The 21,935-nt window shown below is 54.8% G+C and carries 17 protein-coding genes; 13 read left to right on the top strand and 4 right to left on the bottom strand.

Annotated elements, in window-relative coordinates:
* Positions 1-2: 2 nt before the first annotated feature.
* From J0A66_RS07590 to J0A66_RS07550, 9 genes are all read left to right on the top strand, one after another.
* Complete coding sequence (locus J0A66_RS07590; protein ID WP_206573185.1) at positions 3-1,169, top strand: glycosyltransferase family 4 protein; 1,167 nt, start codon at positions 3-5, stop codon at positions 1,167-1,169.
* Positions 1,166-2,323 carry a glycosyltransferase family 4 protein gene (locus tag J0A66_RS07585; RefSeq protein WP_206573184.1) on the top strand — a complete coding sequence of 386 codons (1,158 nt, stop codon included), beginning with the start codon at positions 1,166-1,168 and terminating at the stop codon, positions 2,321-2,323. Before J0A66_RS07590 ends, J0A66_RS07585 begins: the two co-directional genes overlap by 4 nt.
* Positions 2,323-2,916, top strand: coding sequence for a sugar transferase (locus J0A66_RS07580; RefSeq protein ID WP_206573183.1), 594 nt, complete (start codon positions 2,323-2,325; stop codon positions 2,914-2,916). Before J0A66_RS07585 ends, J0A66_RS07580 begins: the two co-directional genes overlap by 1 nt.
* A gap of 1 nt (position 2,917) precedes the next feature.
* Positions 2,918-3,547, top strand: coding sequence for an acetyltransferase (locus tag J0A66_RS07575; RefSeq protein ID WP_206573182.1), 630 nt, complete (start codon positions 2,918-2,920; stop codon positions 3,545-3,547).
* Positions 3,548-3,614: 67 nt separating this feature from the next.
* Positions 3,615-4,790: a DegT/DnrJ/EryC1/StrS family aminotransferase gene (locus J0A66_RS07570; protein ID WP_206573181.1), complete on the top strand. Its 1,176-nt coding sequence runs from the start codon at positions 3,615-3,617 to the stop codon at positions 4,788-4,790.
* Entirely contained in the window at positions 4,787-6,727 is a 1,941-nt protein-coding gene (locus tag J0A66_RS07565; RefSeq protein WP_241264066.1) for a polysaccharide biosynthesis protein, read from the top strand. The genes J0A66_RS07570 and J0A66_RS07565 overlap by 4 nt, the downstream gene beginning before the upstream one ends.
* A gap of 7 nt (positions 6,728-6,734) precedes the next feature.
* A complete protein-coding gene (locus tag J0A66_RS07560) occupies positions 6,735-7,910 on the top strand; it encodes a hypothetical protein (protein WP_206573180.1) in 1,176 nt (391 codons plus the stop codon).
* On the top strand, positions 7,892-8,410 hold the full coding sequence (locus J0A66_RS07555; protein ID WP_206573179.1) for a polysaccharide biosynthesis/export family protein: 519 nt from the start codon (positions 7,892-7,894) through the stop codon (positions 8,408-8,410). Before J0A66_RS07560 ends, J0A66_RS07555 begins: the two co-directional genes overlap by 19 nt.
* Before the next feature lie 2 nt (positions 8,411-8,412).
* A complete protein-coding gene (locus tag J0A66_RS07550) occupies positions 8,413-10,470 on the top strand; it encodes a GumC family protein (RefSeq protein ID WP_206573178.1) in 2,058 nt (685 codons plus the stop codon).
* Here the strand turns inward: J0A66_RS07550 and J0A66_RS07545 are convergent.
* Entirely contained in the window at positions 10,467-12,032 is a 1,566-nt protein-coding gene (locus tag J0A66_RS07545; protein ID WP_206573177.1) for an N-acyl-D-amino-acid deacylase family protein, read from the bottom strand. The genes J0A66_RS07550 and J0A66_RS07545 overlap by 4 nt on opposite strands.
* A 126-nt stretch (positions 12,033-12,158) precedes the next feature.
* On the opposite strand from J0A66_RS07545, the gene J0A66_RS07540 reads away from it, so the two are divergent.
* Entirely contained in the window at positions 12,159-13,556 is a 1,398-nt protein-coding gene (locus J0A66_RS07540; RefSeq protein ID WP_206573176.1) for a DEAD/DEAH box helicase, read from the top strand.
* A 67-nt stretch (positions 13,557-13,623) separates the two neighbouring features.
* Here J0A66_RS07540 and J0A66_RS07535 read toward each other — a convergent pair whose 3' ends face one another.
* Both J0A66_RS07535 and J0A66_RS07530 read right to left on the bottom strand, forming a co-directional pair.
* Entirely contained in the window at positions 13,624-14,550 is a 927-nt protein-coding gene (locus J0A66_RS07535; protein WP_206573175.1) for an electron transfer flavoprotein subunit alpha/FixB family protein, read from the bottom strand.
* Positions 14,550-15,299 (bottom strand): electron transfer flavoprotein subunit beta/FixA family protein, encoded by a 750-nt coding sequence (locus tag J0A66_RS07530; protein ID WP_206573174.1) that lies wholly within the window; start codon positions 15,297-15,299, stop codon positions 14,550-14,552. The genes J0A66_RS07535 and J0A66_RS07530 overlap by 1 nt, the downstream gene beginning before the upstream one ends.
* 229 nt (positions 15,300-15,528) lie before the next feature.
* Between J0A66_RS07530 and J0A66_RS07525 the strand changes: the two genes are divergently transcribed.
* Positions 15,529-17,169, top strand: a complete 1,641-nt coding sequence (locus J0A66_RS07525; RefSeq protein ID WP_206573173.1) for a 4Fe-4S dicluster domain-containing protein — start codon at positions 15,529-15,531, stop codon at positions 17,167-17,169.
* 1 nt (position 17,170) lies between these two features.
* On the opposite strand, the gene J0A66_RS07520 is transcribed toward J0A66_RS07525, so the two are convergent.
* Positions 17,171-18,052 carry a LysR family transcriptional regulator gene (locus J0A66_RS07520; RefSeq protein ID WP_206573172.1) on the bottom strand — a complete coding sequence of 294 codons (882 nt, stop codon included), beginning with the start codon at positions 18,050-18,052 and terminating at the stop codon, positions 17,171-17,173.
* Between the two features lie 95 nt (positions 18,053-18,147).
* Here J0A66_RS07520 and J0A66_RS07515 point away from each other — a divergent pair, with 95 nt between their 5' ends.
* Positions 18,148-18,756 carry a LysE family translocator gene (locus J0A66_RS07515; RefSeq protein WP_206573171.1) on the top strand — a complete coding sequence of 203 codons (609 nt, stop codon included), beginning with the start codon at positions 18,148-18,150 and terminating at the stop codon, positions 18,754-18,756.
* 126 nt (positions 18,757-18,882) lie between these two features.
* Positions 18,883-21,729: a M16 family metallopeptidase gene (locus J0A66_RS07510; RefSeq protein WP_206573170.1), complete on the top strand. Its 2,847-nt coding sequence runs from the start codon at positions 18,883-18,885 to the stop codon at positions 21,727-21,729.
* Positions 21,730-21,935 lie beyond the last annotated feature (206 nt).

Here is a 21,935-nt window from a genome sequence, read left to right as displayed (position 1 = left end):
CCATGCGTGTCATTGTCAGTTGCGAGTTCCGCTTCCTGGGCACCCCGGATGGCCAGATCTGGACGTCCAGTGCCTTTGCCTATGGGTTCTGGCAACGCTATCTGACGGTATTCACTGAGGTGGCTGTTCTTGCCAGGGTCAAACCGGTTGACGCAGCAGAGCCAGACTGGCAAAAAGTGACCGGCCCACAGGTACAAATGATTGCTTTGCCTTATTATGTAGGGTTATCAGCAATGCTGAAAAAATTGCCTGAGCTGACCACTACCCTTCGCACCTCACTGGAAAGCAGGGACTGTATTATATACCGGGTTCCGTCGCAAACAGCCGTATTGGCCTGGCTATTGAAACCAAAACATCGTTTCGCACTTGAGGTAGTGGGGGATCCGGCCGATGTGTTTGACGCTGGCATTACCCGCCCCATAACGGCCCGGCTGCTTAAATCTTTCAGTGCCTGGCAACTGCGTCGGATGGCCAGGCAGGCTGTAGGTGTCAGTTATGTAACGCGGGACTATCTACAATGTCGTTATCCAGCAGTTGAAGAGGCAGTCCAGGTCGCCTGTTCCAGCATTGAACTAAGCCCGGAGTGGGTCGCCACCACGCCCAGGCATTATGCCGGCCCCGCCAGGCATTTGCTGTTTGTCGGCTCCTTCAATCAGCTATACAAGGGCCAGGATCTGATGCTCAGTGCGATGCAACAACTACTCTCCAGGGACAAAGGTTACCAACTGGTAATGATTGGCGGCGGCAACCTGCTTGATACAATGAAAAAACTGGCCGGAGAGCTGGGAATTGGTCGGCAGGTGCAATTTACCGGCGAGCTCAGCCAGGCACAGATGCGTCCCTATTTCCAACAGGCTGAGTTATTTGTCATGCCTTCGCGCACTGAAGGTCTACCCCGGGCCCTGATCGAAGCCATGGCTCATGCATTGCCGGCTCTCGGCACCAGTGTGGGAGGCATACCCGAGTTGTTGCCCACAAGGGATTTGGTGCCAGTCAATGATTGTCTGGCGCTGGCAGAAAAAATTGCTTCAATGGCCGATGACTGCCATAGGCTGACCAATGCCTCAAAGCGCAACCTTCAGGTATCCAAATGCTACCAGCGCGATACGCTGGCCGGCATCAGGAGCGAATTCTATCAGGCTGTTTCACAGCGATGGGTTAAACAATGAGAGTATTACACCTGGTTAAGACAGCCGTGGGAGCAAAATGGGCGCTAAGCCAGATGCGTGAGCTGATTGCATTGGGTGTCGAGGTGCATGTGGCGTTACCTCAGGGGCCCATGCTTGAGCAGTATATTCAGGCCGATATCAAGGTACATCATATGCAGCCAGGCGTAAGCCTGCACCCAACTCGTCTGTTGCAAAGATGTCGCCAGTTGCGCCGCCTCGTCACCATGATCCAACCTGATCTGATCCACAGTCACTTCGTTACCAGCAGCCTGCTGATGCGCCTGGCACTGCGGGACATGCCCATACCAAGAGTCTTTCAGGTACCCGGTCCGCTGCACCTTGAACACCCACTGTTTCGCCGTCTTGAACTGATCAGTGCCAATCAGCATGATCATTGGCTCGCGTCCTGTCAGTGGACCCGCAACTGCTACCGCCAAGAGGGGATTGACGAACGGAGGCTGGGACTGGCGTATTACGGGACTCAGCCCGCCCTGTTTGCCGATGATTCAGGTTCAACACCAAAACTAAAACAAACATTGGGCATGACCGAGAAAGACTTACTGATCGGTATGGTGGCCTATTTTTATGCCCCCAAGCGATACCTGGGCCAGACCCGCGGCCTGAAAGGTCATGAGGACCTAATTGACGCCCTGGTCCTGATCAGGCGCCGATACCCCACAGCCCGCTGCGTCTTTGTCGGCGGTCCCTGGGCCGGAGCTGACAATTACTTCGATAAAGTCAGGGCTTATGCCCGACAAAAGGTCGGCGGTGCGGCGATCTTTCTCGGCACCAGGACGGACATCGGTGCCCTGTACCGTCAGATTGATTTGGCTGTTCATCCGTCCCATTCAGAAAATGTCGGTGGCGCTGTCGAATCTCTGCTTGCCAGGGTACCGACGGTCACCACGAATGTGGGTGGCTTTCCGGATCTGATTCTGAATGGGCAAACAGGATGGCTCTGCCAGCCTCGAGACGCCCCTTCCCTGGCAGAGAAGATCATCCAGGCCTGGCAGCAGCCCGCACAAAGAGTTCATATAGTGGAGCAGGGTTACGCCAGAGCCAGTGAACTGATGGATGTCAGACGCAACGCCTCAGATGTCAATCAGTTCTACCGGCAGATACTTAGCCAGGTTCAAGAAGGGCGAAGGCTGTAATGAAACGACTGATGGATATTCTTGGAGCTGGCCTTGGACTGGTGCTGTTAAGTCCGGCGCTGATGGCGCTGGCACTGCTGATCAGGTGGAAACTCGGCTCTCCTGTCTTCTTTGTCCAGCACCGGCCGGGATTACACGGCAAGTTGTTTAAGATGATTAAATTCCGCAGTATGGATAACAGTAAAGATGTAGCAGGTAATCTGCTTGCGGATCCCCTCAGGCTAACCAGATTTGGACGGTTTCTACGCGCCAGCAGCCTGGACGAATTACCGGAATTGTGGAATGTACTCAAAGGGGAAATGAGCCTGGTGGGCCCTCGCCCTTTGTTGCCTGAATACCTGCCCCACTATGATGAACAGCAAAAGAGAAGACACGAAGTACGCCCGGGCATCACAGGTTGGGCGCAGGTCAATGGCCGAAATGCCCTGAGCTGGTCTGAAAAATTTAAACTGGATGTATGGTATGTAAACCACCAAAGTTTGTGGCTGGATATCCGTATTCTGCTGCTGACTCTGGTCAAGGTGCTGAAAAAAGAAGGCATTGGCCAGGACCAGGAAACTACAGAGAAATTTTCAGGCTCGGAGGATAATTAGCATGCAGCTTGTCATTATAGGGGCTGGCGGCCATGGAAAAGTGGTCGCCGAGTGCGCAGAACTGATGACACAGTTCAGCCAAATCCACTTTCTCGATGAGCAACAGGCACATCTGCAACACTATCCATGGCCTGTGATTGGCCGGCCTGACACCTATAGTCAATATGCTGGAAGTCAGACCCGGTTTTTTATCGCTATTGGTGACAACCATCTTCGTGGCCGGTGGGTAGAGACTCTTACAGAAGCTAAATGCAAACTTGCCACTCTCATTCATCCCTCGGCCCAGGTCAGTCGCCACTCCCAGATTGGTGAAGGTACTCTTATATGCGCCAATGTATCGGTAAATCCGTTTACCTCGCTCGGGATAAGTTGTATTGTAAACACAGGTGCGATAGTCGAGCATGATTGCAAGGTAAGTGACCTTGTTCATATTGCTCCTGGCTGTTCTATCGCTGGTGGTGTAGAGATTGGGCGAGCCAGTTTTCTAGGGATTGGAACCAATGTCATACAGGGAGTCAGAATAGGTTCGAATGTCCAAACGGGTGCGGGCGCCGTAGTGCTGAAAGATATTAAAAATAATCAGTTGGCTGTGGGTGTGCCGGCAAGAGTCATAAAACAGCGGGATTGCTGACTCTGCAGAACCATAAAACCTCATATAACTAAAAAAATAATTCACATGATGTGATGGGGATGCGCTAATGCTGGACGGGCTTTTTTCGCCTTGGCCTTGCTATTGTGAGGAGGAAAAACAGTCCGTTCTGGCTGTATTGGATTCCAACCGGGTAAATTACTGGACGGGCAATGAGACCCGTACCTTCGAGAACGAGTTTGCTGCCTTCTGTGAAGCGGAGTTTGCCATCGCCGTTGCCAACGGATCAGTGGCTCTGGATCTGATATTCAAAACCCTGGCGCTGCCCGAAGGGGCAGAAGTCATTGTCACCTCCCGCACCTTTTTCGCTTCGGTTTCAGCCATCGTGCTGGCTGGCCTGACCCCGGTGTTTGCAGATGTTGACCGTGACTCGCAGAATATTACCGCTGACACCGTCAGACCTCTTATCAGTGAAAAAACCGCCGCAGTGCTCTGTGTGCATCTGGCCGGATGGCCCTGCGATATGCCGTCTTTGATGGATCTGGCGAACGAGCACAAGCTAATCATTATCGAAGATTGCGCCCAGGCCCATGGAGCCAGAGTAGCCGGTCAGCCGGTTGGCAGCTTCGGTCATCTGTCAGCCTGGTCATTCTGTCAGGACAAGATCATGACCACAGGCGGCGAAGGCGGCATGGTCACCACCAATTCAAAGGATCTATGGCGCCAGGCCTGGGAGTTCAAAGACCATGGTAAGTCCTACCAGGCAGTCTATGAAAGGGCCCATCCGCAGGGTTTCAGGTGGCTGCATGAGTCGTTTGGTACAAACTGGCGCATGACTGAGATGCAGGCGGCGATTGGCCGAGTGCAGTTAACGAAGATGCCTCACTGGCAGCAACGGCGCGAACAGAATGCCCGGCAGATACTCGATGCAGCCAGGCAACTGTCGGGGTTAAGAGTCCCGTCCCTGCCGGCCCAAGTCACCCACGCCTGGTACAAGTGCTATGTCTTCGTCGAACCGGACCAGTTACAGCCTGGCTGGCACCGAGATCGCATCATGCAGAGCATCAATGATCGGGGCGTACCCTGCTTCAGCGGTAGTTGCTCCGAGGTATATCTTGAAAAGGCATTCGACCAGACCTCCTTCAGACCCGCTAATCGACTGAAAAACGCCCGTCAACTGGGTGAGACCAGCCTCATGTTTCTGGTTCACCCAAGCCTTAAAGCCGAAGAAATAAAAAAGACGACGGAGACTCTGGAGCAGGTCATGCGGGAGGCTAGCAGATGAACTCGAATATGCTGCTCAGTCGCCTGTTCAATCTGTCTTCATCGGCCAAACTCGGCTTTGCGGTAGTTTGGGACAGTGCCTGTCTGGTAACAGCCTTTGCCGGCAGTTACTGGATCCGGTTGGGAATCGAGACCCAGACTCTTGGCCAGCAGGAAATCTACCTGGCTCTGACGGTTCTGCTGTTCCACTTCTTCGCCCTGGTGTTTGTGGGCTTTTACCACCACGTGGTGCGGCACCTGAGTCTGCGTTCGATCCTGATAGCCCTGGCGATTAATTTTGTTGCCGCCCTCTATCTCTTTATCGCCAAATGGCCCCTGGCAGCCTTTGTACCGGACAGTATCCCGCTTATCTACCTGGTGCTATCTTCCACCGGCATCCTCGGACCCAGAGTACTGATCCTGATGAGTGCCCAATCACAAAGTTTCAAGCTGCGGGAAAAATGCCTGATCTTTGGCGCCGGCCAGACAGGAAGGGCGCTGGCCCAGTCGCTGACCCAGGACTCAGACCTGCTGCCTGTGGCATTCATAGACGACATAAATGAACATCAGGGAAAAACCATCCTGGGACTGACAGTGTATGGCCCTGCCATGCTGGAAAAACTGATTGCATTCTACCGGGTCAACAAGATACTGCTGGCGGTCAATGACCGTAATGCCAGCCAGCGCCGGGATTTGTTGAAACTGCTGGAACCCTATGCCATTGAACTGCTCAGTGTGCCGGATATGAAGGATCTGCTGTACGGTCAAAGCAAAATCAACCAGTTGCGGGAAATCCGCATAGAAGAGCTGTTGGGCCGCGAGCCAGTTCCTCCTGTGACTGAACTGATCAGCGAGGATATCCGTGGCAAGAATGTATTGGTAACAGGGGCCGGCGGTTCCATCGGCAGCGAGCTATGCCGTCAGATAGCCGCGCAAAGCCCGCGCAGCCTGACTCTGCTGGAAGCCTGTGAATTTAACCTGTACCAGGTTGAAGCCGAACTGAGCCGGCAGTTTCCCCACCTGGAACTGATCAGCGCCCTGACAGATATCCGCGATGAACAGCGGATCTATCACCTAATCCGCCAACAACATATCCATACCCTATACCACGCAGCGGCCTACAAGCATGTACCCATGGTGGAAAAGAACATCCTCGCAGGGATCAGCAATAACGTGCTGGGAACGGCCAACCTGGTCAAGGTGGCATCGCTGTGCCAGGTGGGGAAATTCGTCCTGGTGTCCACCGACAAAGCGGTCAGACCCACTAATGTAATGGGCGCCAGCAAGCGACTGGCAGAGCTCTGTGTGCAGGCCATGCAGGATATTCCCGGCAGGACCCGCTTCGCTATTGTCAGGTTCGGCAATGTGCTGGGATCCTCAGGTTCGGTGGTGCCCCTGTTCAGTCGCCAGATTAAGGCTGGGGGTCCCCTGACCATTACCCATCCTGAAGTGGTGCGCTATTTTATGACCATTCCCGAGGCCGCCCAATTGGTAATCCAGGCAGGCACTCTGGGTGAGAAAGGCGAAGTCTTCGTGCTGGATATGGGGGAACCGGTGCGTATTCTGGATCTGGCCCACAAGATGGCACACCTGATGGGCTATAGCCTAAAAGATGAACAGCATCCAGAGGGTGACATAGAGGTCAGGTATACCGGTCTTCGCCCCGGCGAAAAACTCTATGAAGAACTCCTCATCAGCGGTTCCTGTCGCCAGACAAGGCATCCGAGGATCATGAGCGAGGACGAAGCGCGACTGGACAAGTCAGACTTCGACATACTATTGGAAGGCTTGCGCAGGGCGGTGGAAAACCAGGACGAGCAACTGGCATTGAAGGTGCTTCTCGAAGCGCCCTTGTGTTACCAGCCGGAGCGGTCACACGAGCAAACACAGCGGGATCACAGGCTGACAGGTACAGACAACTTTGCCTCTGTCTGGCATCCCTTGCAAAACTTGAGTTGATGATTCCATGCAAAAAGCACTGACAGGCGCACTATGTCTCCTGCTACCCCTGGCAGGTTACGGACAAAGCTATGACCCTTTCGACAAAGATACAGAAAAGCTGATCTTACAGCCGCAGGTATTCGCCCTGGACAACCTCAACCCTACCCTGATGAAAGAGCACTCCACGTGGGGAGGTGGGCTCAAAGCCAATGGGCAGTTGGTCACAGGTGCCGACGCCTTGTGGATGAAATTGGCCTACCGTGCAGAATACCTGCGCTGGGAAGATCCTCCGGTGGACATACTGAAAGACAAAGATAACCTGTCCGCCAACGCTGAGCTGTTGTTCAGGTTGTATCTGAGTGATGCCTGGGCGTTGGAGACAGCGCTGACATACACCAGCGAGGAGCAAATGCCAGGCACAGGGCTATCCAGGCTCAGACATGACGTCCTGGCGCAGGATACCCGCCAACAGGGCAGCGCCAGAATAAGCGCCATCTATGGTCACGAGGCAGGTAAAAGACGCCTCAGCCTGGACCTCAGCCAGGAAAGAGTGAGGTATGACTCGCCCAACACTTATGCCCCCCTGTTCGAAGTTGATCAGTCGACTCTGGCCAGCAACCTTGTCTTTCGTCTCTCCAGGGCTACACATTTTGTTGCTCTGCTCGAATACCAGCAGGATGACTACCTGTCCCCCCGTAGGGGCGACAGCGAAAAAGCACGCGCGCTGGTGGGCATGCAGTGGCAGGTTTCAGGCCTGACTTCCATCCGGGCTCTGCTTGGAGCCTACCGCAGAGAAACGGTGCAGGCCTCCGCTCATACCGGTTCCTCCTGGCAGGTCGAACTAGGTTACCAACCCATGCAGCACTGGCAATTGAGCCTGGAGGCTCTGCAGGATTCCATCGCCGGTGACAGCGAACTGGCCAGCGACTCCCGACTACGAAAATGGGCACTACGCAGTGAATATCACTTCGGTGAACAGTGGCAATGGGGATTTGAACTGGTCCGCACCGATACACGCTATCTGGAACCACTGCAAATCCGTACACTTTCACAGCGGCAAGCTGATTTGTGGTTGAGGCTGACGCTCAGGCAGCATAGCTGGCTCACCCTATCTGTTTCCCGCAACGAAACTGAGCTGCTGAGCAATTCCATCAATCGTGAGCAAAACAAGATAGGTCTGGTATGGCGATACGGATTCTGACCCTGGTGGCCTGGCTGCCACTGATCGCGCCACTGACTTTGTCTGCCAACGACGACAGATATCAGATAGGGGCCGGAGACAGCATATCCATCAGTGTTTTCAACGAGCCCGAGTTATCGGTCAGGGCTCAGGTCGCCCAGTCCGGCCTGATCCGCTTTCCTTTGCTGGGGGATATCAGGGCGCTGGACAAATCACCAAGGAAACTGGCCGAAGAGCTTGAAGCGGCGCTGTTGGACGGTTATCTGGTCAATCCTGCCGTGACAGTCACCATTGAAACTTACCGGCCCATCTATATCAAAGGGGCGGTCAAGGATGCAGGGCGCCATGAGTTTCTGTTTGATCTGAATGTTGAGCAGGCCATCGCCATCTCGGGAGGTCTGACTGACCGAGCATCAAAAGACAGCTGGTTGATCCTGCGCGAGGGTAAAGAGATTAAGGCCAGGGGCGACACCATGGTCATGCCCGGCGATGTCATCAGTATCGGTGAGAGCGTATTCTAGGCATGTCACCCTCCCTGCACCTGGAACAGTCCGTTTATCCACAGCAGTCCGTCGGGACTGGCCATATTCTGCTGTTTCTGTGGCAAAAGAAATGGCGGGTCCTGTTTCTGGCCGCGCTGATGACGACTGCTGCCGGCTTCATGATCCTTAAACTGCCGAAAATCTACACAGCTTCCAGCACGCTGTTGCTTGGCAGTGCAGACAAAGGACTGGCACTTCCCAGTCTCAGCCTGCCTGGGGTGGGGGGCAACGAGCTGGATACCTATATTGAATTCATACGCTCAAGGGCCTTTGCCAGGATCCTCGTCGACCAGTTGGTACTGGGTACCCGACCCGAATACGCCCCCCTTGCCGGAGAAAGCGAAATCGTCAGACAGTTTCAGCAAAACCTGGCCATCAGTCAGGTGAAGAACACCGACATGCTTAAGGTAAGCTTCAGTTCCACGTCCGCGGAAACGGCCCAAGAAGTGGCTGACAGTATCGGGCCGACCTTTTTCAGTTTTCACGGCAAACTACAACAGCAGAAAGTGCTTAATCGCTCCGAGCACCTGAATCAACAAATGCAGGAGATTCAGGCGCGGCTGGGTAAGGCAGAATCCGACTACCAGCAATACCTGGACAGCAATAATATCGCCGACCTGCAAGCCCAGATGTCCATGACCCAGAGCCAGATCAGCGAACTGGTCAGGGAACAGTTGCAACAGGAAAAGCGCTTGTCTGAAGCGCGCATCAACCTGCAACAAGCCAGGAAAGTCCGGGGCAACCATGACGCCCTGATGAGCCAAGCCTGGATCATGCAAAGTCCCCTGGTGATGGAAGCCCGGCGACAGTGGGTCAGCCAATCCGAGCAAATGGAACGGATTAAAAGCCGGTACAAATACAAACATCCGAAGTTTATCCAGGCCAGTGTCAACCTCAGCAGTGCCGATCAGGAACTGAAAAAACGTATCGAGGAACAATTCAGCAATATGCAGCAGACCATCCTGGCGGGTGAACAGAGAAGCCGTGAGCTGGCGAGCGAAATTGACAGGAACAAGGCTGAATTTCGTCAGTTGGGCGAACACCAGACAGTCCTGACACGGCTGGGTCAGGAGCTGACCGCTACCAAGAAGGTCCATGAGGTCTTCATGGCTAAACTGCAGGAAATGGAAATGCTCAAAGACATGGGGCAAAGCAAGGAGTTTGCTGTGGTGGACACCGCCAGTCTCCCCACGGAGCCAAGCAAGCCCAATGTGGCCGGCTTGTTTGTGATGGCGGCCAGCTTTTCAATCCTGTTCAGCGGCGGCTTCTGGTTTATCCTGTCATTGATTGGTGACCAGTTTACCCGCCTGAATCATGTATTGAAACTGATGGAGGTCTCGGTGCTTGCCATGCTGCCGAAAATCCAACAGAAACACAAAAAGCGTCAGGCCCGGCCACTCCGATCCGGCCTGGGTGAGGCCAACTACCTGTATGCAGAAGGCATTCGCTCATTGCGAACAGCGGTAATGGTAGGACAGCATGGTACGCAGTCTGGCATAGTTGCCGTCACCTCCATCAAGCCGGGACAGGGAAAAGCCAGCGTAGTCAGTAACCTGGCCGACTCTATCAGCAATATAGAATCTGTACTGCTGGCGGATATAGATATGCGCCAACCCTCACTGGCCAAGGCCTATGGCCTGGATGAGAAAAAGCCCGGCCTTACAGAATTTTTCGATGGTAAGGCCAAACTCAGCCTGTGTATGTTCCAGCGCAATAATGGCCGGTTAACCCTGCTACCCAGTGGCAGCATCCCCTCGGATCCACTGGCGCTGATTTCCACCGCCAGGTTCAGGGAATTTCTGCAACGCCTGCGCAGCAAGTTTCCCCGCATTCTGCTTGAGGCGCCGCCAGTGAACTCGGTCAGCGATGCCCTGGTGTTGTCCAGGCTGGTTGATGGGGTGATTGTGGTCTGTGACGTGGAATCCACGCAGCCAAATGAACTCTCCGATATCATCCAACATCTCCGGGAGGCCAATGTGCCCTTGCTCGGCGTGGTACTTAACCGGGTAAAAAGTAACATGCTGGCGCTGAAGCGCTAGGGTGTTTTACTCCCAGATCCCCTAAGCATCTGACCAGCTTTTATACCGCTCAGTTGCCCCTTCTCTATCGCCACTTTTCCATTGACCCATAGCCAACTTACTCCCTCGCTGAGACGCTCAGGTTCGCTGAAATCGGCCAGGGGGCGGTAGGTACCAGGGTCGAAAATCAGCACATCGGCGGCCATGCCGGAGGCCAGTCTGCCCCGCCCGGATAAGCCGAACGTGCTGGCGGTCAGAGCGCTGCTCCGGTGGATAAAGTCTGTCAGGCTAATCACCTGTCCGTCCCGCACAAAGTCGGCATACTTTTTTGGGAAAGAGCCAAACTTACGCGGATGTCCCTGGCTGCCATCCGAGGCGGTCATCACCCATCCCTGGCGCATAAAGGCCACAATATCCTCATCCGCCATGTTAAAACTGGCGACCCGCACATCGCCCAATTTTATCAGGGCTAGGGCCGTTTCGATCTCGGAGCGGGAAGAGCTTTTTGCTAACTCAGCCAGAGTATGGCCCTTAGCCAATAAATCAGAGGTATCCACAATCAACAGGGCCTGGGCGCCGCCCCGGCGGCGCAGATTGTCCTGCATGGCATGCCGGATCCGGCCCAACTGTGCCGGGTCCCTCAGGCGTGTCAACAGGGCCGCGTGGCCCCCTTCCCTGGCCCAGGCTGGCACCAGAGCAGCTATCAGGCTGGTGCCGGATGCCCGCCAGGGATACTGATTGGCGGTGATGGCCAGCCCCTGCTCTCTGGCGTGGTCAATCTTTTCAATGACCTGGCGACTCTGACCCCACACATCCACCCCCAGCGCCTTGATATGGGAGATATGCGCCGGAATGTTCGCCTCCTGGGCGACCTGAATCACTTCATCGACAGATGCCAACAGGCCGATATTGTAACTGCTCTCGTCGCGGATGTGACTGTCATAAATGCCGCCATACCCGGCGGCCACTTTGGCCAGGGCAATGACCTCTTCGGCGCTTGCATAGCTGCCTGGCACATAGAAAAGCCCGCTGGAAAGACCCAGGGCGCCCTGTTGCATGGCCTGCCCGACCAGTTGTTGCATTTGCGTAAGCTCAGTGGCAGTAGGTGCCCTGTCTTCTTTACCCAACACCGCATTTCTGACCGAGCCATGACCAATAAACAGGGCCACATTGGTGCCTATGCCCCATTGCTGATAATTGTCCAGCGTCTGCCCCACCTCAACCGGCCCCCCTCCGTCATTGCTGCAGAACACCGTGGTCACCCCCTGGGTCAGATAGTTGGCGTTAAGATTGTCTTTCTGTTCTGCAAAATCCGCGCAGGCGTGAGTGTGGGGATCGATAAAGCCAGGCGCCACAATCTGTCCCATTGCCCTGAGGGTCCGAGCGGGCACCATATCCCCTGGAAGACCATCGGCCAGAAGCCTTACTCTGCCGTTATCCAGCACCAGCACCCCGGACACAGGCCCGCTGCCATCGCCCGGATAAATCTGATCCGAATGAATGGCCCAGTCCACGTTCTCGGCCTGACTGGCTGCATTCAGCAAAGTTGATAAAATGCCAAGCAGAATCAGTTGTTTATACATAATCTCTCCAGTGAGCTGAGCCTTATTGGCAGGATGCCATATTGTGGCGTCTCCCTGCGCCCTTTTCTGGCCCGTTTTCGTTCAAAGGCGTATACTTGCGGCAAATTTACCCTAAGGCGCTTATCTTTGCTTTTTTCTGACCTGCCCATTGATCACAGACTGTTGCACAAACTCGGCCTGAAAGGCTTCAACCAGGCCACCGATATCCAGGCCAACGCCGTTCCCCATGCCTTGCTTGGCAAGGACCTGATTGTCTCGTCCAAGACCGGCTCAGGCAAAACCCTGGCCTATCTGGTGCCTGCCATCAACCGGGTGATGAAAACCCGTGCTCTGTCGAAAAAAGATCCGCGGGTGCTGATTCTGGCCCCGACCCGCGAGCTGGCCAAACAGGTGTTTTTGCAGCTGCGGGCCCTGGTTGAGGGGCCAGGCAGTAACGTAGCGCTGATCCTGGGCGGTGAGAACTTCAATGATCAGGTCAAGGCCCTGAGACGTAATCCACAATATGTGGTGGGGACGGCGGGGCGGATAGCCGATCATCTGACCGATAAATCTTTGTTTTTAAATGGTCTGGAACTGTTAATTCTGGATGAGGCGGACCGGATGCTGGATCTGGGCTTTGCACCCCAGCTGAAACAAATTCATAGCGCTGCCGATCACCGTAAACGGCAGACCATGATGTTCTCGGCCACCCTCGATAACGCCGAATTGCATTACCTGACCCAGAGCCTGCTCAAAGCCCCCCAGCGTATCAGCCTGGGCAGTGCAGGCGAAGAGCATCAGGATATTGAGCAACGTTTTATCCTGGCCGATCATATCGAGCATAAAGAAGCCCTGCTCAAAGCGCTGGTCACCGGGCAGAGTTTTCGTCAGGGCATCCTCTTTACCGCCACCCGGGCCGATACCGAACGTCTGGCGCTGCTGCTGCAGGAATGGGGCATCAGCAGTATTGCCTTGTCAGGCGAGCTGAACCAGTCACAACGCAGCAATATCATGAACGAGTTCGGCCGCGGCCATCACCAGATGCTGGTAACCACCGATGTGGCCTCCCGCGGATTGGATCTGTTGAAGGTGTCCCTGGTAATCAATTTCGATCTGCCCAAGTTTGCCGAGGAATATGTGCACAGAGTGGGACGCACCGGCCGCGCCGGCAATAAAGGCCATGCTGTATCGTTAGTGGGACCTAAGGACTGGAGCAGCTTTTTGGCCATCAAGGCGCTACTTGAGCAGGACATCAGCTTTACTGCCATCGAAGGCCTGGAGGCGAAATTTAAAGGTCTGAGACCCAGAAAAGCCCCAGCCGACGACACGTCAGACAAAGCTGATGCCAAAGAGGGTGAAACTGTCTGGCAAACTGCCAAACCGAAGAAAAAACGTATCAATACCATGGCCGGGGTGGATGTTGGCGATCAGATCCTGGCCAAGCGTAAACCGCGAAAAGTGGAGGCGGAAGAACTGGACACTGAGGACGATGAGATCATGCAAGAGGATATTCCTGAGCAAACCGGACAGGATAAACCGGAGTAAAAAAATCCCCCTCAGACAACAAAGCCGCTTTTCAGCGGCTTTGTTGTCTGGCATTTGCAACCTCAGCTCAGAGTTTGGCTTCCAGCTCCGGCAGCACGTCGAACAAATCCCCCACCAGGCCGTAATCGGCCACCTGGAAGATAGGCGCTTCCTCATCCTTGTTAATGGCCACAATGACCTTGGAATCTTTCATCCCGGCCAGATGCTGAATGGCACCGGAAATGCCCACGGCGATATATAGTTCGGGGGCGACGATTTTCCCTGTCTGGCCCACCTGCATATCATTGGGTACAAAGCCTGCATCCACCGCCGCACGGGATGCACCAATGGCGGCGCCCAGTTTGTCGGCGATACCGTTCATCAGCTTAAAGTTCTCGCCGTTTTGCATTCCGCGGCCACCGGAGATGACCACCCGGGCAGCAGTCAGCTCGGGACGCTCTGATTTAGTCAGCTCGGCACTCACATGGCTGGACAGGCTGTTTTCCTTGACCAGGTCGATGCTCTCAACAGTTGCACTGCCGCTCTCGTCCTGATTATCGAAGGCGCTGGTGCGCACTGTAATCACCTTAATGGCATCCTCAGACTGTACCGTGGCGATGGCATTGCCCGCATAGATAGGCCGTACGAAGGTATCCGCGCTTTGCACCTTGATAATGTCGGAGATCTGCGCCACATCCAACAGCGCCGCCACCCGGGGCATAAAGTTCTTACCCGTGGTGGTCGCAGCGGCCAGTACATGGCTGTAGTCTTTGCCCAGCTCGGCTACCAGCTCGGCAATATTCTCTGCCAGTTGGTGCTCGTAAACGGCATTGTCCGCCACCAGTACCTTGCTGATGCCACTGATTTTGGCGGCCTGTTCGGCAATCGCCTGGCAACCCTTCCCGGCTACCAGCAGGTGAAGTTCATCACCCAGCTTGCTGGCGGCATTGACCAGTTTGAGGTTCTCGGCCTTCAGATGGGCGTTGTCGTGTTCCACATAAACCAGAATTGCCATTAGATCACCTTCGCTTCGTTTTTCAGTTTATCCACCAGCTCGGCCACATCGGCCACTTTTACGCCGCCCTGACGCTGAGCCGGCGGCTCAACCTTCACCAGCTTAACCTTGGAGGACAGCTCCACACCGAAATCCCCGGCGGCTTTCACCTCAAGGGGTTTACGCTTGGCTTTCATAATATTAGGCAATGACGCATAACGAGGCTCGTTCAGACGCAGGTCGGTGGTCACCACCGCCGGCAATTTGATGGCCACGGTTTGCAGACCGCCGTCGATTTCACGGGTCACTTCGATGCTGTCGCCATTGATCACGACACGGGAAGCAAAAGTGCCCTGAGGCATGCCGCACAGGGCGGCCAGCATCTGGCCTGTCTGGTTGTTGTCAGAATCGATGCTTTGTTTACCGAGAATAACCAGGTCGGGCTTTTCTTCTTCGACGACTTTTTTCAGTAGCTTGGCCACCTGCAGCGACTGCAGGGACTGTTCGGTTTCGATATGAATGCCACGGTCAGCGCCCAGTGCCAGTGCGGTACGAATTTGTTCCTGGCAGGCTTTACTACCAATGGATACCACCACTACCTCTTCTGCCTTGCCTTGTTCTTTAAGCCGGACCGCCTCTTCCACGGCGATTTCGCAGAAGGGGTTAATGGCCATTTTGGTGTTGGCGAGATCGACGTCCGATTGGTCGGATTTCACCCGCACCTTGACGTTGTAGTCGATGGCGCGCTTTACTGGCACTAATATCTTCATCTTTACACCTTTGTTATGAGGGTACAGGGCAAGCTTAAAATGCCCTTGCTTGTGGGGTGAACCCCGACTTTATTGGACGAATGTACTTACTGTTGACGTAAACGTCAACCGACACTACCCTGTGCCGCGGGGAATTATTTACAGCATTTTAAACCCGGGGTGATGATTCGTTAACCCCCAACAGCAATAATAAGCGCCAGCAATAATAAACAAAACCGAGGAGAGACCAGTGGAAAGAGAATCGATGGAGTTTGACGTCGTTATAGTAGGGGCAGGCCCTGCCGGTCTTTCCACTGCTATCCGCCTGGCCCAACTGGCGCAGGATAAACAGCAGGAGATGACGATCTGTGTAGTGGAAAAAGGCTCGGAAGTGGGCGCCCATATTCTCTCCGGCGCTGTGTTTGAGCCCCGCGCCTTAAACGAACTCATCCCAGACTGGCAGGACAAAGACGCGCCGCTAAAGACCAAAGTCAGTGATGATCATATCTACCTGCTGCGTGGCGAAAACAAGGCCAGCAAACTGCCAGGCTTCGCCACCCCCAAGACCATGCACAATGACGGCAATTATGTCGTCAGCATGGGCAATGTCTGCCGTTGGCTGGCCACCCAGGCCGAGCAACTTGGCGTAGAGATTTTCCCCGGCTTCCCCGCTGCCCAGATAATTATTGAGGACGGTAAAGTAGCCGGAGTGATTACCGGCGATATGGGTGTCGATGCCAAGGGGGAGCCCAAAGACGGCTTTATGCCGGGCATGGAGCTGCGCGCAAAATATACGGTGTTTGCCGAGGGCAGTCGGGGCCATCTGGGTAAGCAGCTAATTGAAAAATTTGAGTTGAATAGAGGAAGGGCCCCCCAGCACTATGCCATAGGTTTTAAGGAAATATGGGATGTGCCGGCCGATAAGCATCAGGAAGGACTGGTGGTGCACAGCGCCGGTTGGCCGCTGGAGGACGCCAGCGGGGGTGGCTATCTCTACCATGCCGAAAACGGCCAGGTGCTGGTGGGACTGATTGTGGATCTGAATTACAGCAATCCGTATTTAAGCCCCTTTGATGAATTCCAGCGTCTTAAACACCATCCGGTGTACAAACAATATCTTGAAGGGGGCAAACGGGTCGCGTATGGAGCCCGGGCCATCAGTAAAGGGGGTCTGAATTCACTGCCCAAGATGAGCTTTCCCGGAGGCTTGCTGGTTGGTTGTGACGCCGGCACATTGAACTTTGCCAAGATAAAGGGCAACCACACGGCCATGAAGTCCGGGATGCTGGCGGCCGAGACGTTATTTGAAGCCTTGACTGAAGACAAAGCCGGTGAGGATTTGACCAGCTTTGAAGAGAAGTTCAAACAGTCCTGGTTGAATGAAGAGCTGTATCAGTCACGGAATTTCGGCGCGGCCATTCACAAATACGGCACCTTCTGGGGCGGCGCGTTCAATACTCTGGATCAAAACTGGTTTGGCGGTAAGCTGCCGGTAAATCTGACGGACAATATTCCCGATCATCTGACCCTGGCCCACAAGGACAAGGCCACTAAGCCTGACTACCCTAAACCGGATGGCGTGCTGAGTTTCGACAAGCTGTCCTCGGTATTTTTGTCCAACACCAATCATGAAGAAGATCAGCCCTGCCACCTCAAGCTCAAGGATGACAGCGTGCCGGTTAAGGTGAATCTGGCCAAGTACGACGAGCCTGCCCAGCGATACTGCCCAGCAGCAGTCTACGAGATAGTCGAGGAGGCAGACGGGCCCAGGTTGCAGATCAACGCGCAAAACTGCGTACACTGTAAAACCTGTGATATTAAGGATCCCACCCAGAATATCGTCTGGGTGACACCCGAAGGCACCGGCGGACCCAACTATCCCAATATGTAACTCACCAATTGCGTTGTTGTTCCAGAAAATCGAGCAGCCGTCTGACCAGGTGATTGGGCGCCGTATTCCCGGGCCAGACGGCATACAGCGGAATCGGCGCAACCTGCCAGTCGGGCAATACTTCTGTCAGCCTGCCGTCTTTCAGCGCCTCATCCACCATGGCTGAGGGCGGCGTGGCCAACCCCATCCCCAGTATTGACAGGTAGCTCATGGCCTCCACACTGTTCACCTCCATATAGGTGTGAAAAGCCACTTCCCGGCGCACCTGGCCTTTGCTCAGCATTCTGGAGGCCGGCAGCATGCGTAACTTAATCCATCTCCACCTCTGCAGGGATTCAGGCTCCTCAGGCTCTGGCTGTTGTCGAAAGTACCCCGGCGAACAAACGAGTTTTCGCTTAATCGCCCCCAGCGGTCTGGCTTTGAGTGAACTGTCCTCCAACTGTCCGGCACGAAAGGCCAGGTCGATCGCATCGGCATAGAGATCCCTGCAATCATCACTGAATTCCAGTTGCATCCGGATGGCCGGATGCAGGTTGGCAAATTCGGCTATCCCCCCCAGCAAGGGCGATTGTTGCAACGCCGTCGACAGACTCAGACGAAGTTTCCCACTGAGCCTCCCATCGTCCGGGTGAATTCTGGCCAACCCCTCCTGCACCGCCTTTACCATGTCCATTGCGTGCTGCTGCAGCAATTCCCCTTCATGGGTCAGTGAGAGCCGACGGGTGGATCGGTATATAAGCGCTACCCCCAGGCGCTTTTCCAACTGGCTAACATGGTAACTGACGACTGAGGGTGACAAACCCAGTTCGGCAGCGGCCCGCGTAAAGGAGCCGTGGCGGGCCACCTGGGCAAACACTGCCATGGCGCGGATATCTTCGATCATTAGACATCTAATTGGAAAAGTATTTTCTAATTGCAGCAATTTATCGAATGAATAACAAGAGCCTACAATGACAAAAACCTATCAGGAGAGCTGCCATGTGGATGCTGCTTAGTATGAGCCTTTTTGCCTTTTCACTCTCGGTGACGCCGGGACCGGTCAATCTCGTCAGCTTCATTAACGGATTGAACCACGGCTTGTATAAAGCCCAGGCTTTTGTGCTGGGGGCCACCATTGGCTTTTGTCTGTTGCTGATGGCCTGTGGCCTGGGTATGGAGGCGTTGATTGGCCAACATCCCCAGCTTGGCCCCTGGCTGGGCGCCCTGGGGGCGGTATTTATTCTCTATCTGGGTTATCGCATTGCCTTTGGTTCCTCTAGCGAAGCTCATCAGCAGCAGCCCCTGGCCGGATTTCTCCAGGGCTTTACGCTGCAATGGCTAAATCCCAAGGCCTGGGCGGCCTGTTTGTCAGCCGTTTCAGCTTTTAACCTTACCCAGTCAGGACATGTGCTGCTGCTATTCGTCGGGCTGTATTTCGTCTGCTGTTATCTGGGCATCAGTCTCTGGGCCTGGGTCGGTACCAGACTTCGGCATCATGCTTCCTCGGCAAGGGTGTCCGGGTACCTGAATCTGGCCACAGGTGTCACCTTGTTCCTATTGGGCGGTTACCTGTTTATTCAAAGAGGATTAAGCCTGCCCTTTGACTGACCAGTACACAGCTTGTAACAGGCAATTTCCAGTCTGGCGGAGTAAAGCACTTGTCCTTGGGGAATCGATTCTGCATATTAGCCGGTTATAGAAACGCTCTTGCAGTAACCTAGAAGGATCTCTGTTTTGACCAAAGCTTCCTGCTTGTTGGTGGCCGTCGCCCTTATCAGCCTGACCGCCTGTAGCCCGACTCCCAATGCCTCCCTGCCTGCGGGTGTCACCCTGATTGAGAAGGTGCAGGCCAGCGACGATACGTTGGTAATCCCCTACAGCAAATACCGGCTGGCCAATGGCCTGACCCTGATCGTGCATGAGGATCACTCCGATCCCCTGGTGCATGTGGATGTAACCTATCATGTGGGCTCCTCCAGGGAAGAGCCCGGCCAGTCAGGTTTCGCCCATTTCTTTGAACATATGATGTTCCAGGGTACAGAGCACGTGGCGGACGAGGAGCATTTCCGGCTGATTACCGAAGCGGGCGGCACCATGAACGGCACCACCAGTTCGGATCGGACCAATTACTATCAGACCGTGCCGGTTAACCAATTGGAAACCGTATTATGGCTCGAATCCGATCGTATGGGCTTTTTGCTCGATGCGGTGACCCAGGAAAAATTCGAGGTGCAGCGGGAAACCGTTAAAAATGAACGTGGCCAGCGGGTGGATAACCAGCCTTACGGCCGCCTGGGTGAAAGCGTCGCCCAGGCCCTGTATCCGCCCGACCATCCCTATTCCTGGCCTGTCATAGGCTGGATGGAAGATCTCAACCGGGTCAACGTCAATGACCTGAAGAAGTTCTTCCTGCGCTGGTACGGGCCCAATAACGCCACCCTGACCGTAGGCGGAGATGTGAACAGCCAGGAGGTGGTGCGCCTGGTGGACAAATACTTCGGTGATATCCCAGCCGGGCCTGCCGTCAGCCCGCCCACAGCGCCTGAGGTAGCGTTGGACAGGACGCGCTACCTGTCCCTGCAGGACAATGTGCACCTGCCACTGCTGTATATCGCCTATCCCACTGTGGAAGCGTTTCATCCGGATGAAGCCGCGCTGGACGTGCTGATGCAGATTTTAGGCTCGGGACGCAACTCTTTGCTGTATCAGAATCTGGTCAAGTCACAACAGGCCGTGCAGGCCCAGGCCAGCCATGGCTGTTCTGAGCTGGCCTGTCAGTTTGCCCTGCTGGCACTACCCCACCCCAGTGCCGGCATGTCACTGGATAAGATGGAACAGGCGATCCGCGACAGCCTGCAGGAATTTGAGCAACGCGGCGTCACCCAGGACGATCTGGACAAAATCAAAGTCGAGATATACACCGATGCCATCTTCGGCCTGCAAAGTGTGCAGGGTAAGGTTTCGCAGCTGGCCAGTTACGAAACCTTCCTGGGCAATCCGGACTTTATCCAGAAACAGGTGGACCGTTACAAGTCAGTGAGCAAGGAAGACGTGATGCGGGTGTATGACAAATACATCAAAGACCAGCCGTCCGTGGTGATGAGCATCGTGCCCGCCGGACAGCCACAACTGGCGGCAAGAGAGGACAATTACCAGCCGCCCGTCCGGCCCCAATTGGGCCCTTCCGATACCAAGGCCGAAGATCTGAGCTTTCGCACCACGCCGAAAACCTTTGACAGGTCGGTAAGGCCTAAGCCAGGCCCTAACCCCGCGGTAACCCTGCCGGTGTACTGGCAGGACAAATGGGCTAACGGCATAGAGATCCTGGGGACCGACAACCCGGAAACTCCCACCACGGCCCTATTGCTGCGAGTACAGGGCGGCGCCTATCAACAGGCTCCTGAAAAAGCCGGCGTAGCCGGCATTCTGGCCGCCATGCTCACTGAAGACACCCAACTTCGCAGCAGCGAGGAAATGAGCCGGGCACTGGATAAGCTGGGCAGCAGCATCCTGGTCAGCGCCACCGATGAGAGTCTGGATGTATTCGTCAACAGCCTGAGTGAAAACCTGCCCCAGACTCTTAACCTGCTGGAAGAGTTTTTGTTTATGCCCGCCTTTAATCCGGATGATTTCGACAGGATTAAAAACCGCGCCATTGAGTCGGTCAGAAATGCCAAGAAGAACCCCGGTTATCTGGCCAATGAAGCCTTGCGTGAGCTGCTCTACGGTAAGGACAGCATCGCCGGTATGCCTAGGGGGGGCACCGAGCAGAGTCTGGCCAGCATTTCACTTGCAGATGTGAAAAATTACTACCAAACCTGGTTCAAACCCGCCGAGGCAGAGCTGATTCTGGTCTCCGACCTGGATAAACAGGCCATCTTCGCCAATCTGGATAAGATGCAGGCCTGGACTGGCAGCGCCCCGGATGCTGAGCCAGTGTTCGGCGAGCCGGTTTATCAGCCCGGCAGTATCTATCTGGTCAACAAGGATGAGGCCGCCCAGTCGGCTATCCGTATTGGCAAGCGCGGCCTGAAAAAGGACTTTACCGGTGAGTTCTACCGCACCGGATTGATGAACTTCCCCTTAGGCGGCGCCTTTAACAGCCGTATTAACCTCAACCTGCGTGAAGACAAGGGCTATACCTACGGCGCCGGCTCCGGCTTTGGTGGCGACAGCTATGTAGGCCGCCTTACCGTCTCGGCCGATGTCAGAGCCGATGTAACAGTCGAAGCACTCAAGGAGCTGTACGGCGAGATCCGCCAGTACGCCAAAGAAGGAATCGATAAAAACGAACTGGCTTTCCTACGCCTGGCCATCAATCAGCAGGACGCCCTGGAATACGAGACCCCCTACGCCAAGCTCAGCTTCCTGGCCCAGATCCTCAAATACGATCTTGAGCCCGGCTTTGTCAAAGCGCGGGCCAGGATCGTGGATAATATCACCGCCAAAGAAATCAACGCCCTGGCCGAGAAGCATTTGCAGTTGGATGAAATGGTCACGGTCATCGTAGGGGATGCCGAAACCCTCAAACCCAAGCTACAGGAACTGGACAAGCCGGTGATGGATTATCATTTGGAGTGAGCTTGGGGCTTGGTCGCAGCCAGTTGGCTGCGATCTGCTTTCAGCAAGGTTTCACACGGCGATGCCATGAGCGCAGTGGATGCTCCTTATCAGGGAAGTTTTTAAACGGCATCGCCGGATAGATCGGTTTGTTTATGCCTACAACTGAAGGTGAAGGTTTAAAATTTGTGGACTCGCCTTTAACCCTTAGCAGACATTCAGCGACT

It is taken from the genome of Bowmanella dokdonensis (assembly GCF_017254865.1).
Lineage (GTDB): Bacteria > Pseudomonadota > Gammaproteobacteria > Enterobacterales > Alteromonadaceae > Bowmanella > Bowmanella dokdonensis.
Note: the sequence above shows the minus strand (reverse complement) of the source record. Positions and strands in the feature narration are given on the sequence as shown.

What these genes read in the sequence shown, in the direction of transcription:
- J0A66_RS07515 (WP_206573171.1), top strand. Translation starts at nt 18,148, where the DNA reads ATGTGGATGCTGCTTAGTATGAGCCTTTTTGCCTTTTCACTCTCGGTG.
- J0A66_RS07545 (WP_206573177.1), bottom strand. Translation starts at nt 12,032, where the DNA reads ATGTATAAACAACTGATTCTGCTTGGCATTTTATCAACTTTGCTGAAT.
- J0A66_RS07535 (WP_206573175.1), bottom strand. Translation starts at nt 14,550, where the DNA reads ATGGCAATTCTGGTTTATGTGGAACACGACAACGCCCATCTGAAGGCC.
- J0A66_RS07555 (WP_206573179.1), top strand. Translation starts at nt 7,892, where the DNA reads ATGGCGATACGGATTCTGACCCTGGTGGCCTGGCTGCCACTGATCGCG.
- J0A66_RS07550 (WP_206573178.1), top strand. Translation starts at nt 8,413, where the DNA reads ATGTCACCCTCCCTGCACCTGGAACAGTCCGTTTATCCACAGCAGTCC.
- J0A66_RS07560 (WP_206573180.1), top strand. Translation starts at nt 6,735, where the DNA reads ATGCAAAAAGCACTGACAGGCGCACTATGTCTCCTGCTACCCCTGGCA.
- J0A66_RS07565 (WP_241264066.1), top strand. Translation starts at nt 4,787, where the DNA reads ATGAACTCGAATATGCTGCTCAGTCGCCTGTTCAATCTGTCTTCATCG.
- J0A66_RS07585 (WP_206573184.1), top strand. Translation starts at nt 1,166, where the DNA reads ATGAGAGTATTACACCTGGTTAAGACAGCCGTGGGAGCAAAATGGGCG.
- J0A66_RS07590 (WP_206573185.1), top strand. Translation starts at nt 3, where the DNA reads ATGCGTGTCATTGTCAGTTGCGAGTTCCGCTTCCTGGGCACCCCGGAT.
- J0A66_RS07570 (WP_206573181.1), top strand. Translation starts at nt 3,615, where the DNA reads ATGCTGGACGGGCTTTTTTCGCCTTGGCCTTGCTATTGTGAGGAGGAA.
- J0A66_RS07575 (WP_206573182.1), top strand. Translation starts at nt 2,918, where the DNA reads ATGCAGCTTGTCATTATAGGGGCTGGCGGCCATGGAAAAGTGGTCGCC.
- J0A66_RS07530 (WP_206573174.1), bottom strand. Translation starts at nt 15,299, where the DNA reads ATGAAGATATTAGTGCCAGTAAAGCGCGCCATCGACTACAACGTCAAG.
- J0A66_RS07580 (WP_206573183.1), top strand. Translation starts at nt 2,323, where the DNA reads ATGAAACGACTGATGGATATTCTTGGAGCTGGCCTTGGACTGGTGCTG.
- J0A66_RS07520 (WP_206573172.1), bottom strand. Translation starts at nt 18,052, where the DNA reads ATGATCGAAGATATCCGCGCCATGGCAGTGTTTGCCCAGGTGGCCCGC.